General features: G+C 53.2%; 18 protein-coding genes and 1 pseudogene. 17 read left to right on the top strand and 2 right to left on the bottom strand.

All coding sequences use genetic code 11. The features are described from left to right. Positions 1-11 precede the first annotated feature (11 nt). Entirely contained in the window at positions 12-272 is a 261-nt protein-coding gene (locus ACXPUX_RS02495; RefSeq protein WP_371292359.1) for an HPr family phosphocarrier protein, read from the top strand. Positions 273-333: 61 nt separating this feature from the next. Here ACXPUX_RS02495 and ACXPUX_RS02490 read toward each other — a convergent pair whose 3' ends face one another. Together ACXPUX_RS02490 and ACXPUX_RS02485 are read right to left on the bottom strand one after the other, a co-directional pair. Continuing rightward, a complete protein-coding gene (locus ACXPUX_RS02490; RefSeq protein ID WP_458829777.1) occupies positions 334-582 on the bottom strand; it encodes a DUF6061 family protein in 249 nt (82 codons plus the stop codon). Between the two features lie 548 nt (positions 583-1,130). Next, positions 1,131-1,304 (bottom strand): hypothetical protein, encoded by a 174-nt coding sequence (locus ACXPUX_RS02485; RefSeq protein WP_458829775.1) that lies wholly within the window; start codon positions 1,302-1,304, stop codon positions 1,131-1,133. A gap of 223 nt (positions 1,305-1,527) precedes the next feature. Here ACXPUX_RS02485 and ACXPUX_RS02480 point away from each other — a divergent pair, with 223 nt between their 5' ends. The 16 genes and pseudogenes from ACXPUX_RS02480 to ACXPUX_RS02405 all read left to right on the top strand — a co-directional run bounded on the left by ACXPUX_RS02480 (position 1,528) and on the right by ACXPUX_RS02405 (position 15,067). After that, complete coding sequence (locus ACXPUX_RS02480) at positions 1,528-1,791, top strand: hypothetical protein (RefSeq protein WP_458829773.1); 264 nt, start codon at positions 1,528-1,530, stop codon at positions 1,789-1,791. Positions 1,792-1,848: 57 nt separating this feature from the next. Next, positions 1,849-2,715 carry a MerR family transcriptional regulator gene (locus ACXPUX_RS02475; RefSeq protein ID WP_458829771.1) on the top strand — a complete coding sequence of 289 codons (867 nt, stop codon included), beginning with the start codon at positions 1,849-1,851 and terminating at the stop codon, positions 2,713-2,715. Positions 2,716-3,121: 406 nt separating this feature from the next. Next, entirely contained in the window at positions 3,122-3,850 is a 729-nt protein-coding gene (locus tag ACXPUX_RS02470) for a GntR family transcriptional regulator (protein WP_458829769.1), read from the top strand. 232 nt (positions 3,851-4,082) lie between these two features. Then, positions 4,083-4,538: a PTS sugar transporter subunit IIA gene (locus ACXPUX_RS02465; protein ID WP_458829767.1), complete on the top strand. Its 456-nt coding sequence runs from the start codon at positions 4,083-4,085 to the stop codon at positions 4,536-4,538. 65 nt (positions 4,539-4,603) lie between these two features. Next, on the top strand, positions 4,604-5,002 hold the full coding sequence (locus tag ACXPUX_RS02460; RefSeq protein ID WP_458829765.1) for a PTS sugar transporter subunit IIB: 399 nt from the start codon (positions 4,604-4,606) through the stop codon (positions 5,000-5,002). 31 nt (positions 5,003-5,033) lie between these two features. Next, positions 5,034-5,843, top strand: coding sequence for a PTS mannose/fructose/sorbose/N-acetylgalactosamine transporter subunit IIC (locus ACXPUX_RS02455; protein ID WP_117476613.1), 810 nt, complete (start codon positions 5,034-5,036; stop codon positions 5,841-5,843). Positions 5,844-5,858: 15 nt separating this feature from the next. After that, on the top strand, positions 5,859-6,695 hold the full coding sequence (locus tag ACXPUX_RS02450; protein WP_015565014.1) for a PTS system mannose/fructose/sorbose family transporter subunit IID: 837 nt from the start codon (positions 5,859-5,861) through the stop codon (positions 6,693-6,695). Positions 6,696-6,780: 85 nt separating this feature from the next. Next, positions 6,781-7,764, top strand: coding sequence for an SIS domain-containing protein (locus ACXPUX_RS02445; protein WP_015565013.1), 984 nt, complete (start codon positions 6,781-6,783; stop codon positions 7,762-7,764). Between the two features lie 80 nt (positions 7,765-7,844). Further along, complete coding sequence (locus tag ACXPUX_RS02440) at positions 7,845-8,471, top strand: HAD family hydrolase (RefSeq protein WP_458829763.1); 627 nt, start codon at positions 7,845-7,847, stop codon at positions 8,469-8,471. 1 nt (position 8,472) lies between these two features. Continuing rightward, the gene (locus tag ACXPUX_RS02435) at positions 8,473-9,366 is read left to right on the top strand and encodes a YitT family protein (RefSeq protein WP_015565011.1); all 894 of its coding nucleotides are present in this window, start codon (positions 8,473-8,475) and stop codon (positions 9,364-9,366) included. Positions 9,367-9,483: 117 nt separating this feature from the next. Beyond that, a pseudogene (locus ACXPUX_RS02430) lies at positions 9,484-9,704 on the top strand (DUF6061 family protein). A gap of 168 nt (positions 9,705-9,872) precedes the next feature. After that, positions 9,873-11,210 carry a TrkH family potassium uptake protein gene (locus ACXPUX_RS02425; RefSeq protein WP_458829761.1) on the top strand — a complete coding sequence of 446 codons (1,338 nt, stop codon included), beginning with the start codon at positions 9,873-9,875 and terminating at the stop codon, positions 11,208-11,210. Between the two features lie 11 nt (positions 11,211-11,221). After that, positions 11,222-11,869, top strand: a complete 648-nt coding sequence (locus ACXPUX_RS02420; protein WP_458829759.1) for a potassium channel family protein — start codon at positions 11,222-11,224, stop codon at positions 11,867-11,869. Positions 11,870-12,149: 280 nt separating this feature from the next. Continuing rightward, positions 12,150-14,033: a DUF4118 domain-containing protein gene (locus ACXPUX_RS02415; protein WP_458831139.1), complete on the top strand. Its 1,884-nt coding sequence runs from the start codon at positions 12,150-12,152 to the stop codon at positions 14,031-14,033. Then, positions 14,026-14,736, top strand: a complete 711-nt coding sequence (locus ACXPUX_RS02410; protein ID WP_458829758.1) for a response regulator — start codon at positions 14,026-14,028, stop codon at positions 14,734-14,736. The genes ACXPUX_RS02415 and ACXPUX_RS02410 overlap by 8 nt, the downstream gene beginning before the upstream one ends. Next, on the top strand, positions 14,726-15,067 hold the full coding sequence (locus ACXPUX_RS02405) for a hypothetical protein (RefSeq protein WP_458829756.1): 342 nt from the start codon (positions 14,726-14,728) through the stop codon (positions 15,065-15,067). The genes ACXPUX_RS02410 and ACXPUX_RS02405 overlap by 11 nt, the downstream gene beginning before the upstream one ends. The last annotated feature ends 67 nt before the right edge of the window (positions 15,068-15,134 follow it).

Here is a 15,134-nt window from a genome sequence, read left to right as displayed (position 1 = left end):
AAAGAAGGAAAATGAAGAAGTTTGAATACACTGTCAAGGATGCGAATGGCATCCATGCGCGTCCGGCTGGGTTGCTGGTGAAAGCAGCAAAGGCACTGGACAGCACCATCACGCTGGAAAATGCAGCTGGCAAGTCCGCAGTTGCTACCAAGCTGATGGCGGTCATGGGGCTGGGTATCAAGCAGGGAGATACCATTACTGTGACCGTTGAGGGCGGCGATGAAAAAGCAAACGCCTCTGCCATGGAGAAGTTCTTCAGCGAGAATCTGTAAATGAGAAACGGCCACCTATTGCACGATTTGTGTAGTAGGTGGCCGTTTCTATATCTATATGTTAATCTTCCAGTCTGCCGTGGTCGCAGCCGAGGGAAAGATAATGCTCAATCTCTTCGCCCAGAACAAGCTGGGCGTATTCCAAGGGCTTGTTGTAGAGCAGCCAGTCCAGCTCCGCCCGCTGTGCCGGGGTGTTGCCGTACTCGTCCTCGATGGCGATACAGTCGATGGCGAGAGTAGTGCCATCCTCGAACCGGGCTTCCACCCGGTTGGTGTCCATGTTGTAGCGACAGGAAAGCAGTTTATTCATGGCGAACCTCATTTCTATATCAAACGGTGTCTGTTCGGATGTCCTAAACCCTGCCATAGAACCGGTGTGTCATGTAAGATTGTTGTTTGGATAAAACTGGAAGATTTTGCACAATAAATACCGTTGAAATCCAGCTTTTGAGGCTGTGCGAAACAGCCTGTTTTGCCGGGCTGATTTTGGCTCTGCACACTTTTGCACATTTTCTGCACATCGCAAGGATGGATAACAGGTGCAAAGGCGTGCAAGCAATGCAAAGGATGCAACAGAATAACAACGGCAAAATAACGGTGATTCGATTAAAATGACGTTTTAGCGTCAAATGATGAAATGGACAAAATGTACCATTCGGTTCCTACGAATCAGTAGGCCGGGGGTTCGAGTCCCTTCCATCGCACCAAAAAAATGCCGTGAAATCGAAAGATTTCATGGCTTTTTTGTTTTGTAAGCCATGGGTGCACGGTTTCTGCACGGTTTCTGCACGGTCGGTGTTTTCCATGTCCGATGATGTAGGGCACTGTATTGCATTGCAATCAGTGCCCTTTTTTGCATCAGGTGAGCAGTGCCAGGCGCAGCTTTGCCTTCATTTCCGGGTCGGCATCCTTCAGCAATTCCAAAAGAGCCGTCATGGAGATGGTGGGTTCGCCTGCGGCGGGTACAGCCTGCGGGCTGAGAGCGTCGGGCTTGGCATAGAAGCCGCTTTCAAACTTCTTGCCCAGCTCCACACGGGAGGACTGCTGGATATAAGCGGCGTACAAAGTGGTTATAGCGATTTATCCGAATGGAAAATGTTGTGATTGTGCTGCAAATTTTCAGAAGATTTATATACAGACACACAAACTTTTGGAAATTTATGGACGAACGAAATAAATTGAGATTAAATTACGTTATTCCAATAAAGACATCTGAAATTGTGTCCTTTTCAAACGACCGGTAGGAGGTGTACTTATGTTAGAGCGTTTTTTCAAATCACAAATTGCAACAGTTTCCGATCCTTACCAATGCAACTGCATCACGGATGCGTTGGCGGCTGCGGGAATCAAGTTCTATTGTAAAACGAAAGATGTCAATCGGCGTAATGCGTTCGATCAGGCAAGAATCGGAACGCTGGGTATAAAACCGAAGTATATCACGGAGGTATTTGTGGACAAAGAAAATGCAGAAATGGCATTACATATCGTACACACCTTGCCCAATCAAGAGAATTTTTGAAAAAGCTATTGACTGTCCCCTTGGGGGTGGGCTTATCATACCAGTGGAGGCGATGATATGCTTATCAATGAAGTCTGCAAGAGATGTGGCCTTACAAAAAAGGCGATTGAGTATTATGAGGAACAAGGCTTAACTCGCCCTCAAATCATGGAAAATGGTTACAGGGTGTTTTCAGAGGATGATGTCATCCAATTAAACAAAATCGCAGTTTTACGCGGGCTTGGAATATCAGTATCGGACATTAAAACGGTTTTGGCAGAGAATGACCGTTTATCTTTTCAAACTATATGCGACAAGAAAGAACTGGAAATTTCGGATATACAAGCGAAACAACAATTACTCCACACGCTTGCGAGAAACCAGAATTGGGAGGATGCCCGGGCGCAATTGAGCCAGCTCGAAACGAAGCGCTCTATTCTTTCAAGATTGCTTGACCGTTTTCCGGGATATTTCGGGAAATTTATCAGTCTCCATTTTGCACCGTACCTGAATGAGAGGGTTGCAACAGACGAACAGCAAGATGCATTTGAAACGATAATTGATTTTTTAGACGGTGTGAATATTGTTATCCCGGATGATTTGAAAGAATATCTCGACGATGCTGCGAAAACCATTAATCTTGTTGACGTGTCAAAAAAAGCTGCTGCAAGTGTTGCTGCTGCTATACAAGACCCTGAGCAATATCTGAAAGATAATAGGGAGATGTTCGAGCGGTATAAGGAAGTCAAAGCATCTGACGCGTACAAAAACACTCCGGGTTACAGACTTCAAGAACTATTCGCACAGTTAAATCGAGAAAACGGGTACAATGATGTCTTTATCCCTGCTATGCGGCGATTGAGCAGTTCTTATCGTGAATACTATGAAAAGCTATTGAAAGCAAACGAAGTTTTCTTAAAAAGTTATCGCGGAGTTCGTTTTTAATGCAAGCGTAGATCTGCTTTCGCAGCTTGTCCAGCTCGGTCTGGTAGACGGTCTGGGTGGGCAAAGACCGTCAACTGCCACGCCCATCCGCACATCCTTCTGCCACAGAACAGGTGCTTGCCGGAGCCTCTCGCAGCCCCTTTTCCGCGTCAGCCGGAACCAAGGTGTAACACACTAGACTTTGCAGGCAAAGTCGTGTGCCAACGAGCGTTCCGCCGCTCTTTGGATTCTTCCCGGCAGGGCACTGGAAAATGGGGTGCCCTGTGCAGCACGGGGCGCATCCGTCACCTCGCACAAAGAACGGCCCGCAGGTTTTACTTGACAATTCGCAAAATAAGGGCTATCATAACCATAAGATGAATATAATGTTTATGACGATATGCTCAATTTGAGGGTGAGGTATTCCATGGCAATCAATGATAGTGCTGTCGTCCCGCTTTACCAGCAGGTAAAGGATGACATTCGTGCCGCGATCGAGAGCGGCAAATACAAAACCAATGAGAAGATCCCCCCGGAGCCGGAGCTGAGTGCAGAGTACTCGGTCAGCCGCATCACGGTACGCCGTGCGGTGGAAGAACTGTGCGCCGAAGGGTATCTGGTCAAAATGCAGGGGCGGGGCACCTTTGTCAGCAAGCCCCGCATCCATCGCAAGTTTACCAGCGGCAGAAATGCTGCCAGCTTTACGGAGACCTGCAAAGAAAACGGTATGGTGCCGGGTGCCCGGCTGTTGAACCGTCAGATCGTGCCGGTGCGTAAGGATGAGGAAGCCTTCTTCCATGTAGGCCCGGAAGCCTTGCTCATCTATATCCAGCGTCTGCGCACCGCCGATGGTCAGCCGGTATTTCTGGAAAACCTGTTCCTGCCCTACGAGCCTTATAAAAATCTGATGAGCGAGAACCTCAATGATGTTTCCATGTTTGACACCATTGAGCGCATCTCCGGGCTGCGCCCTGCGACGACCGGCCGTCAGCGTATAGAGGCAGTGCGCGCCACAGCAGAACAGGCACAGCTGCTCAACCTTTCGCTGGGCGAGCCGCTGCTGTATCTGAACGCCTACTTCCATGACCAATATGACCACCCGCTGTGCATCGGGCGGCAGTATTACATTGGAAGCCGGTATATGTTTGAGTTTTAAGGGCAGAATTCTGTCCCCCAAGAGCGTCTTTTCCACCCGGAAAAGACGCTCTTTTTGTCGTTCCAAGGAGAATTGTTAGTGAAACTGCTAAAATATAGGGGAAGTGCTTTGTGCACGTTACCAAAGTAAAGATTTTTTTAGAAAAACCTCTTGACGTCTGTGCAAAATGTGGTACTATGTACATGACGATTATGACGTCTATAACGAATAAGACGATACAGACGCCGAAGAGATGAAGGAACCACAAGAAAGGTCGTGGATGCGTATGAACCGAATCATTCTTGCTTCGCACGGAGGGCTGTCTGCCGGAATGAAGGACACCGTGCAGATGATCCTTGGCGAGTTGCCGAACCTTTATGCCCTTGCTACCCTGCGGGATGAGACCGAGCCTATCACGGTGGCGGCACGCCGGCTGCTGGAGGGCTTTGCAGCAGAGGATGCTGTGTACATCGTGACCGATGTGATGGGCGGCAGCGTGAACAACGAGATGCTGACCCTGCTGCCGGAGTATCCGGCTGTGCACCTGATCTGCGGCATGAACGCTTCTCTGGTGCTGACCCTTGCTTCCAACGACGAAGCCCTGACACAGGACGAACTGGCCGAGTGCATTGCAGATGCCAAGGCGCAGATCATTGATTGCAACCTGCTGCTGAAAAACGCAGCCCAAGATGAGGAGGATGACCTATGATCAAATTAGTACGTCTGGACTACCGCCTGCTGCACGGTCAGGTGGTATTCTCGTGAACCGGCCATGTGGGCGCACAGCGCATCATCGTGGTGGACGATGACGCCGCCAACGACGAGATGAAAAAGTCCGCCCTGCTGCTGAGCAAGCCTGCCGGTGTCCGGGTGAACATCTTCACGGTGGACAAAGCCATCGCCAAGATGCCCAAGGTGGAGCAGCTGGACGAGAAGATCATGATGATCTTCGGCAACACCGCTGCCCTGCTCAAGTTCTGCCAGGCATACCCCAAGATCAAAGAGATCAACTACGGCGCTGTGGCAAACAAGCCCGGCTCCGTGGCCTTTGACCAGTCGGTGTTCCTGACCCCGGAGGAGCAGGCAGACACCCAGAAGCTGCTGGATATGGGCATTAAGATCTACAGCCAGCAGACCCCCACCTTTAAGGTAGTACCCATCGATCACATCTGATCGTAAGGAGATAAAAAGGAGGAATTGACCCATGTTTGTTACCGCACTGCTTCTGGGTCTGGTTGGCGTGTTCTGTATTCTGGACTCGCGCATTCTGGGCCGCATGAACTTCGAGCGTCCGCTCATCACCTGCACCATCGTCGGTGCGCTGCTGGGTGATCTGCAGACCGGCCTGACCCTTGGCGCATCCATCGAGCTGATGAGCCTTGGCATCGTGAACATCGGCGCAGCCGCACCCCCGGACATGAACATGGCTGCCATCATCTGTGCAGCCTTTGCTATCCTGACCGATGCTTCTGCCGAGACTGCACTGGCGCTGGCCATCCCCATCGCTGTTCTGGGCCAGATGCTGGGCGTGCTGATGCGCACCATCCTGTCCAACCTGACCCACGTTGCCGACCACGCCATTGCAGAAGGCAAGTTCCGCAAGGCATGGAGTATGCACATCGTCTGGGGCACGCTGCTGTATAGCCTGATGTACTTCATCCCCATTTTCCTGTCCGTCTACTTCGGCACGGATCTGGTGCAGAAGATCGTGGCTTTCATCCCCGCATGGCTGACCGATGGCCTGAACCTCGGCAGTAAGTTCCTTACCGCTTACGGTATTGCCCTGCTGCTGTCCACCATGCTCAACCGCGACCTGACCGTTTACTTCCTGCTGGGCTTCTTCTTTGTGGGCTATCTGGGTCTGGATGTTACCGCTGTGGCAATCTTCGCCGCAATTCTGGCTGTGATCCTGACCGGCCTGAAGTATGGCAAGGGCGCACCCGCCGCAGCCGCTGCCGGTGCAGCTGCTGCCAACCCGGATTACGACCCGCTGGAAGATGACGACGATCTTTGATAGGAGGAAGCTGAAATGAGCAACGCAACCAAGACTGCAAAGCGCAGCGACTTCAAGAAATACTTCCAGTTTATGTGGCGTTCCCTGAACATTCAGGCCTCCTGGAACTACGAACGTCAGATGAACATGGGCTTTTTGTACGGCATCGCTCCCACGCTGGACGAGCTGTACCCCGACGAGAACGACCCCGAGCAGCTGGCGCACAAAAAGGAAGCCTACGAGCGCGAGATGGCGTTCTACAACTGCACCCCGCAGACCAGTGCCTTTACGCTGGGTCTGGCTGCCTCCATGGAGGAGCAGTACGCCGCCGACCGTGAAAATTTCAACCCGGAGACTATCAACGCCGTCAAGACCTCGCTGATGGGCCCCCTGTCCGGTGTGGGCGACTCCTTCTTCCAGGGCACTGTCCGCCTGATCGCTTTTGGTCTGGGCATCTCTCTGGCACAGCAGGGCAGCGTTCTGGGCCCCATTCTGGCTATGATCATCTCCATCGTCCCCTCTGTGCTGGTCACATGGTTTGCCGGTAAGCTGGGCTACACCATGGGCAGCAAGTACCTGACCAAGCTCAACGGCGGCATGATGGACAAGCTGATGTACGTCTGCGGCATCGTGGGTCTGATGGTCATTGGTGCCATGGTGGCAAGCATGGTGGGTCTGACCACCCCCATCACCTTCGCAAGCACCGGTCTGGTGCTGCAGGATGTGCTGAACAGCATTCTGCCGAACCTTCTGAACCTTGGCATCGTGATGTTGATGTACACCCTGATCCGCAAAAAGGTCAAGACCGGCTGGCTGCTGGGCATCTGCATCGTGGGCGGTGTTGCCATCAACGCCCTTGGTCTGTTGGTGTAACCGGGTTTCCGGCTTACATAGATATCCGTACGCCTGTAATTTGTGATTCATCGAACAATAGGAAAATAATTTGGAGGATTGCATTATGTATAACATCGATCTGGCAAACGTCAAGTCCATCGTGGCAGACATCGTGGCAAAGCACAACGTGGAGAACGTGGCCTTTGTTGGCTGCGGTGCTTCCAAGGCAGAGCTGTATCCCGCAAAGTACTTCCTGGCAAACTGCAGCAAGAAGCTGCGTGTGGCACACTACACCGCCAACGAGTTCAACTACGATACCCCCGATTGGCTGGGCGACACCACCGTGGTCATCACCGCTTCTCTGGGCGGCAGCACCCCTGAGACCGTCAAGGCCAACAGCGTGGCAAAGGCTGCCGGTGCAACCGTTGTCAGCGTTACCCACGCTGCCGGTTCTGCCCTGACCAAGGAAGCTGACTACACCATCGTTCACGGCTTTGAGGCAAACTACGCCGCCAAGCTGGAAAAGATGGGCTACGTTCTGGCACTGGCTGTGGAGATCCTGCAGCAGGTGGAAGGCTTCGACAAGTACGACAAGATGATCGAGGGCCTGACCAACGTGTTCGAGGCTGCCGAGAACGCTGCCAACTCTGCCCGCAAGTCTGCCAAGGAGTTCGCTGAGAAGTACAAGGACGCTCCCGTCGTCTACGTCATGTCCAGCGGCGCTTCCATGGAGGTCGCTTACTCCACCTCCATCTGCCTGATGATGGAGATGCAGTGGGTCAACTCCGGCTCCTTCCACAGCGGCGAGTTCTTCCACGGCCCCTTCGAGATCGTGGACAAGGACGTGCCCTTCATCCTGCTGATGAACGACGGCAAGACCCGTCCCGTGGATGCCCGCGCACTGACCTTCCTGCACCGCTTCGATGCTCTGACCACCGTTGTGGATGCAAAGGATTACGGTCTGGGCAATGCAGTGGACAGCAGCGTCATCACCTACTTCAACCCGCTGATGCACACCGCCGTGTTCCGCGTCTATGCTGAGGAGCTGTCCTACGTCCGTCAGCATCCGCTGACCCTGCGCCGCTATATGTGGAAGCTGGAGTACTAAGCGTTCAACCGGGATCAATAGACCCATGCTTGGGGGAGGGGCTTGCCCCTCCCCTTTTTTGATGAAGAGGGAAATGAAGAATGATTGAAGCAGTGATTTTTGATATGGATGGGGTGCTGGCAGATACGGAATATTACTACGAGAACCGCCGCAAGAACTTTCTGCTGGAAAACGGCATCCCCATCCCGGAGGGCAACTTCATCGGCTCTAACGAAAAAGCCATCTGGGAAGCTATCGTTCCCAACGACCCTGTGCGCCGTCAGGAGATGCTGATGGCTTACCGGGAGTACCGCAAAGCTCGCCCCACCCCCTACGGCGAGCTTACCGATCCGCAGGCAGAGCCGCTGATGAATGCGCTGCGCAGCCGTGGACTGAAGGTGGCGGTGGCGTCCTCCAGCGCAGCGCCGGATATCATGAAGATGCTCACGGAGGGCGGCTTGAAAGCCATGGTGGATTTTGCTTTCAGCGGCGAGGACTGCGCCGCCCATAAGCCTGCGCCGGACATCTATCTCAAGGCGCTGAAGGCACTGGGGCTGACGGCAGATAAGGCCATTGCGGTGGAGGATTCTCCCACGGGCATCGCCTCCGCAAAGGCGGCAGGGCTGAAGGTACTGGCACTGAAGCCCCGCCACGGCGAGCCGCTGGACCAGTCCGCCGCAGACTGCATCATCACCCAGCTGATGGATGTAAAGGAGCATCTGGACTGAGATGGAAGCAATCAAGAACGGTCTGCGCAAAAACCTGACCCCAGCACAGCTGTGGAGCGGCGCACGCTTTTTTCTGCTGCTGAATCTGGGACTTATCATCTATGCAGTAGCACTGAACTTCTACTGTGCGCCCAACCACTTTGTATTTGGCGGCACCACCGGTCTTTCCATCGTGCTGGCCACCTGCTTTCCGGCTCTGAGCGTCAGCACCTTTATGTGGATCACCAATGCGGTGCTGGATGTGCTGGGCTGCGTCTTTCTGGGCATAAAGACCATGGGTTGGACACTGTACTCCTCCTTCATGCTCAGCTTTTATTCCAGTATGTGCGAAAAGATGTTTCCCGTGTCGCAGCCTTTGACGGATGACACTCTTCTGGAGCTGTGCTTTGCGGTGGCGCTGCCTGCCATTGCCAGCGGCATCGTATTCAACATCGGGGCATCCACCGGCGGCACCGAGATCGTGGCGATGATCCTGCACAAGTACATCAAGGTGGAGATCGGCAGGGCTCTGCTGCTCAGCGATATCGGCACGGTGCTGTTTGCGGCTTACCTCTACGGCCCGCAGACCGGGATGTACTGCGTACTGGGACTCATCGGGCGCAGCACCATCGTGGATACAGCCATCGAGAGCCTGAATCTCCGCAAGGTGTGTACGGTCATCACCTCAAGGCCGGAGCCCATCCGGCATTTCGTTACGGAAACACTGGGACGCACAGCGACCCAGCAGAACGCCACCGGCGTGTACACCGGCGAGCCCCGCACCATGATCATGGTGGCGCTGACCCGGCGGCAGGCAGGGCTGTTGCGGGATTTCCTGCGCCGGGAGGACCCGGAGGCCTTTCTGACCATTGTCAACTCCAGCGAGATTATCGGCAAGGGATTCCAGTCCATCTGAAAACGCAGAATGCCCGCCCACTGTGGCTTTTCCACAGCTGGGCGGGCATCATTTATATGGTAAATGGTCATTAACGCTGACTTTCCGGGATTTACGCTGAAAATACGCTGACTTGGTATGGTTTGCGCTGAATTTACGCTGAGAAACGTGCGTCGCGCGATTAGCATTTTTGCCGCGCGGTTTCTAAGGTTCAATCCTCCAGCCTGCCGTGGCCGCAGCGGGCGGAGTTAGACTACCTCATCTACAATGACCCGCTGGGCTATGCGGATTTGATTCTGAACGGTGACCCGGAGGAATATTTGAAGAATGCGGCTGGAAGCCATGGATTAGAAATCTGAATGAATGCTGGACATTACCGCTTTTTTGCGCTGGTGATGTCCAGCATTTGTTATTTGGTGTTGCCCGATTAATTTTAATGAAATCTTTATACTTCTACAATTTTCTTTACGGCTCTTTTATTTATTCCATGCTAATCTTTATGCACATGGATAGATAAAGGAGCTTTTATGATTCGATATCCTCGTTACAGGCGGCACCGTTTTTCTTCTTTTCAAGTCATTATTGCAGGTTTTGCAGCAGTTGATCTGGTGGGCGCGTTGCTTCTGATGCTTCCGATCGCTGCACAGCAACGATGCGTTACACCGTTCCATGAGGCACTGTTTACCTCCACCTCTGCTCTTTGTGTGACCGGACTTGTGGTACAGGATACCGGCAGCTATTGGTCGGTTTTTGGGCAAAGCGTAATTCTTCTTCTGATCCAGATCGGAGGATTGGGCGTCATTACAGTGGGCGCTGCCTTTGCGCTGCTTTCCGGGCGAAAGATCTCCCTCAAGCAGCGCAGCACGATGCAGGAAGCTACGGCTGCCCCACAGATGGGCGGCATCGTGCGGCTGACAGGCTTTATTCTGCGGATCACCGCCCTGTTTGAATTGGCCGGTGCTGCACTGCTGCTGCCGACGTTCTGCGCCGATTATGGACTGCGCGGGATCTGGTATGCACTGTTTCATTCCATTTCGGCGTTCTGCAATGCCGGCTTTGACCTGCTGGGAACAGAGGGGGCAAAATTTGTTTCGCTGACACAGTATGCAGGAAACCCATTGCTTACCACAGTGATCGCGGCTCTGATCGTCTTTGGCGGCCTTGGTTTTCTGACATGGGAGGACATTTATACATATCGCCTTGATTTTCACCGTTACCGGATGCAGAGCAAGGTGATCCTTGTCACAACGGCATTTCTTCTGGTATTGCCGGCGCTGTACTTTTATTGTTTCGAGTTCACGGCAGGCTCTGCCCGGCAGCGCATTTTATTGTCGATGTTCCAATCCGTTACCCCCCGTACTGCCGGTTTTAACACTGCTGATCTTGCTGCGATGGGCAGCACTTCACAGGCATTGATGGTGGTTCTGATGCTGTTGGGCGGTTCGCCCGGCTCTACGGCAGGCGGCATGAAAACCACAACGTTTGCCGTTCTGCTGGCCAATATGTGGGCGACCTTCCGCCGCAGAGAAGATGCCGAATTTTTCGGGCGGCGCATAGATGGTTCTGCGGTCAAGAATGCTGCCACCATCGCAGGGATGTATTTGACGCTGTTCTTCCTCGGAGCCTTTGTCATTGCTGCGGCAGAGCAGCTGCCGATGTCGGTCTGTCTGTATGAGACCGCATCGGCTGTGGCAACGGTGGGTCTGACATTGGGCATCACGCCGCAGCTGGGGGCTCTTTCGCAGGGGGTGCTGATCGCACTGATGTTTTTGGGACGTGTTGGCGGATTGACGTTGATCTATGCGGCATTTGGCAGCAGCCCTGCCCACTCTCGTCTGCCGCAGGAGAAGATCGCAATCGGATAAAGGAGACAGGTATGAAATCGATTCTTTTGATTGGGCTTGGCCGTTTTGGCCGCCATATTGCGCAGGAACTGAATGAGCTGGGTCATCAGGTCATGGCGATCGACAGCAATGAGGACCGTGTGAACGCCGTGCTTTCCTATGTGACGAATGCACAGATCGGTGACAGCACCAGCGAATACTTTCTGCGCTCCCTTGGTGTCGGCAATTTTGATGTGTGTATCGTAACCATCGGCGGCAATTTTCAGAGTTCGTTGGAAACAACATCGCTGCTCAAGGAGCTGGGCGCAAAGCTTGTGGTCTCGCGTGCAGAGCGGGATGTACAAGCCAAGTTCCTGCTGCGCAACGGTGCGGATGAAGTGGTCTACCCGGAAAAGCAGCTGGCAAAGTGGGCGGCGATCCGATACAGCTCCGAACACATTCTGGATTACATCGAGCTGCAGGACGACCACGCCATCATGGAAGTGACCATTCCGCCGGAATGGACGGATCGCACGATCGGCGAGATCAATATCCGAAAAAAGTATAACATCAATATTCTTGCGCTGAAAAAAGACGGAAAGCTCGATATGAGCATTACGCCGGATACGCAGCTGTGCCGGGATGAAAGTATGCTGGTTTTGGGAAAATACGCATCGATCCAGAAGTGTTTCCGGCTCTAAAAAGATAGGACGGATTGGTATGGATGTCGTTTTGTTGCTGATGGTTCTTGGAGTCATGTTGAGTGGCTTCTGGGCAGCAGATGCGCTGGATCACATACGGAGGGAGATCCTTCGACAGGAAGGAAAAAGACGCGGCTGGTGGTCGTGACCATCAAATTGTGCTATACTGTGGGCAAGGCAGGTGATTTTTATGAATCAGAACGACCCACCCACTGAACATATTCTGGCGTGTCTGTCGTCCTCTCCCTCCAATGCAAAGATCGTGCGGACGGCGGCAACGATGGCAAAGGCGTTTGGTGGGACCTTTACAGCTCTGTATGTACGGACTCCTGATTCGAATCAGATGGGAAAAGAAGATCGTCGGCGTTTGCAGCAGCATATTCGTATGGCAGAGCAGGCAGGTGCCGACATTTCTACGATCTACGGGAATGACATCCCGCAGCAGATCGCAGAGTTTGCCCGGATCTCCGGCATTACAAAAATCGTACTGGGGCGCTCCAGCATACATCGCCGCCATTTCTGGAGCGGGCCGTCACTGACCGAAAAATTGACGCTGACTGCGCCCAATCTGGATATTTATATCATCCCGGATGCTTCTGCAGAGAACGGCTACGGTTCAGGACGGCGGCTGTTCGCCCGTCCGCTTCTGCCGTCTGTCCGTGATCTGCTGATCACCGCAGGCATCCTGAGCTGCATCACGCTCATCGGCTTCTTTTTCTTGCAACTGGACTTTGCGCGTTATAACATTATTATGCTCTATATGCTGGGCGTGTTGTTTACGGCGCTGTTCACCAGCGGCTACACCTGCGGTGTGCTGGGGTCCGTTGCCAGTGTTACGCTGTACAATTTCTTCATGACCGAGCCATACCTGACATTCCATGCGTATGACCCCGGTTATCAGGTTACATTTGCCCTGATGCTGACCTCTGCAATCATTACCTGTACGTTGACGACACGGTTGAAAGACCATGCAAAAATGTCTGCGCAGGCAGCATTCCGGACAAAAGTACTGTTTGATACAAATCAGCTTTTACAGAGAGCAAAAAGCGAGGAAGAAATCCTCTCTCAGACAGCGTCCCAGCTGATGAAGCTGCTGAACCGGAGCCTGATCGTCTACCCGGAACAAAACGGAGATCTTGGTTCAGAACAGCTTTTTTCGGTTGACGGGGAAGTGCCGTGTAACATCTTTTCTGCACCGGAAGAACGGGATGCGGCAAACTGGACGTTTTCCAACAAAAAGCGTTCCGGTGCAGGCACGGATAGCTACCCGGATGCAAAGGGGCTTTATCTTGCGCTTCGGACCGGAGGCGGTGTGTTTGGAGTGATCGGGATCGATCTGTCCGAAAAACCGCTGGATGCCTTTGAAAACAGTGTGCTGCTTTCCATTCTGGGCGAAGGTGCGCTGGCCATCGAAAACCGCAGAAATGCGCTGGAAAAAGAGCAAGCTGCATTGCAGGCAAGGAATGAAGAGCTGCGGGCAAACCTGCTGCGCACGATCTCCCATGACCTGCGCACCCCGCTGACCTCCATTTCCGGCAATGCCAGCAATCTGCTTTCCAACGGAGAAACATTGGATACAGAGACCCGGAACAAGATCTGCACCGATATTTTTGACGATGCACAATGGCTGATCGGTCTGGTGGAAAATCTGCTTTCCATCACCCGCATTGAGGATGGGCGGATGAATCTGCAGATCTCGCCGCAGCTGATGGATGAAATGATCGAAGAAGCACTGCATCATGTCAACCGGAAAAGCTGCGAACACACCATCACAACACAGTATGGGGACGAGATCCTCTTGGTCAATGTGGATGCACGGCTGATCATGCAGGTCGTTGTCAATCTGGTGGATAACGCCATCAAATACACCCCCGTGGGCTCGGTCATTCAGATTTCGGCTTACCGGAAAGACCATCAGGTCATAGTGGAAGTTGCAGATAACGGCCCCGGTATTCCAGATCGCGCAAAAGCACAGGTGTTCGAGATGTTTTATACCGGGCAGAGCCGCATCGCAGACAGCCACCGCAGCCTTGGCTTGGGCTTGCCCCTCTGCCGTGCGATCCTGACGGCTCACGGCGGAACATTGACCCTGCGGGACAACATTCCCAATGGCAGTGTCTTTTCCTTTGCATTGCCGCAAAGCGAGGTGAACATTCATGAATAAGCCGTCCATTCTGGTCGTAGAGGATGATGTCCCTGTACGGTGTCTGATCACAACGACCCTGAAGACCCACGGCTATAAATATCTGACTGCTTCCAATGGGGAAACGGCGATCATGATGGCCACCAGCCACAACCCGGACATCATGCTGCTGGATCTTGGACTGCCCGATATAGACGGCATTGAGGTCATCCGCAGCGTCCGCACATGGTCGAACCTGCCCATCATCGTCCTGAGTGCCCGGAGCGAAGATTCCGATAAGATCGAAGCCCTTGACAACGGCGCAGATGATTATCTGACGAAGCCGTTTTCCGTGGATGAGCTGCTGGCAAGACTGCGTGTAACGCAGCGCAGATTGAATCTGCTGGCTTCTGACGGCATCAATAGCCCGGTTTTTGTCAATGGTCCTTTGAAAATCGACTTCTCGGCAGGCTGCGTCTGGTTGAGCGAGAATGAATTGCATCTGACCCCCATCGAGTACAAACTGCTGTGTGTGCTGGCGCATAATGTGGGCAAAGTGCTGACGCATACCTCCCTCACGCAGAAAGTATGGGGCAGTACGCAGGAAAATGACATTGCTTCCTTGCGTGTTTATATGGCATCCCTGCGCAAAAAACTGGAACGATGCCCGAATGCGCCGCATCTGATCCAGACCCATGTTGGTGTCGGATACCGGATGCTGCGCGCAGAAAACGATGAAGCGTAGTAGTGCCTTCAATGCAAAGCTGGTAGAAGAACTGGTGAAGAATGCCGACTCGCTTGACCATGTGACGCTTATGGATGCGGACGGAACGGACCCGCTGTCCGGGCATTATACCAGCAATTACACGCGGGAGTACACGCGCACGGCAAGCTTGGCGCTCAACGATCTGCTGAGTATTTTCGAGCAAGCAGGTCTGAAGGGCATCGGCCGGGTCTATCTGGCGCGCATGATGGATCGCCTGATCGTAGCAACGATGCTTTATGCAAGCACGCGCAATGACATTTCCAAGAACATGGATCTGGTGGAAGCACTGCTTCATCCTGAGACCTGCTGATATCGAGCTCCCGGTCTGCCGCGGTCACACCCCGGCGAAAGATACTGTTCCATCTCCCCTCTCGGCA

Source organism: Faecalibacterium sp. PGM34, assembly GCF_054456555.1.
The sequence above is the reverse complement of the archived record's forward strand: the minus strand, read 5'-3'. Positions and strand labels throughout refer to the sequence as shown.

Coding starts and splice junctions, on each gene's coding strand:
- ACXPUX_RS02495 (WP_371292359.1), top strand. CDS start 12: ATGAAGAAGTTTGAATACACTGTCAAGGATGCGAATGGCATCCATGCG.
- ACXPUX_RS02490 (WP_458829777.1), bottom strand. CDS start 582: ATGAATAAACTGCTTTCCTGTCGCTACAACATGGACACCAACCGGGTG.
- ACXPUX_RS02480 (WP_458829773.1), top strand. CDS start 1,528: ATGTTAGAGCGTTTTTTCAAATCACAAATTGCAACAGTTTCCGATCCT.
- ACXPUX_RS02475 (WP_458829771.1), top strand. CDS start 1,849: ATGCTTATCAATGAAGTCTGCAAGAGATGTGGCCTTACAAAAAAGGCG.
- ACXPUX_RS02470 (WP_458829769.1), top strand. CDS start 3,122: ATGGCAATCAATGATAGTGCTGTCGTCCCGCTTTACCAGCAGGTAAAG.
- ACXPUX_RS02465 (WP_458829767.1), top strand. CDS start 4,083: ATGAAGGAACCACAAGAAAGGTCGTGGATGCGTATGAACCGAATCATT.
- ACXPUX_RS02455 (WP_117476613.1), top strand. CDS start 5,034: ATGTTTGTTACCGCACTGCTTCTGGGTCTGGTTGGCGTGTTCTGTATT.
- ACXPUX_RS02450 (WP_015565014.1), top strand. CDS start 5,859: ATGAGCAACGCAACCAAGACTGCAAAGCGCAGCGACTTCAAGAAATAC.
- ACXPUX_RS02445 (WP_015565013.1), top strand. CDS start 6,781: ATGTATAACATCGATCTGGCAAACGTCAAGTCCATCGTGGCAGACATC.
- ACXPUX_RS02440 (WP_458829763.1), top strand. CDS start 7,845: ATGATTGAAGCAGTGATTTTTGATATGGATGGGGTGCTGGCAGATACG.
- ACXPUX_RS02435 (WP_015565011.1), top strand. CDS start 8,473: ATGGAAGCAATCAAGAACGGTCTGCGCAAAAACCTGACCCCAGCACAG.
- ACXPUX_RS02425 (WP_458829761.1), top strand. CDS start 9,873: ATGATTCGATATCCTCGTTACAGGCGGCACCGTTTTTCTTCTTTTCAA.
- ACXPUX_RS02420 (WP_458829759.1), top strand. CDS start 11,222: ATGAAATCGATTCTTTTGATTGGGCTTGGCCGTTTTGGCCGCCATATT.
- ACXPUX_RS02415 (WP_458831139.1), top strand. CDS start 12,150: ATGGCAAAGGCGTTTGGTGGGACCTTTACAGCTCTGTATGTACGGACT.
- ACXPUX_RS02410 (WP_458829758.1), top strand. CDS start 14,026: ATGAATAAGCCGTCCATTCTGGTCGTAGAGGATGATGTCCCTGTACGG.
- ACXPUX_RS02405 (WP_458829756.1), top strand. CDS start 14,726: ATGAAGCGTAGTAGTGCCTTCAATGCAAAGCTGGTAGAAGAACTGGTG.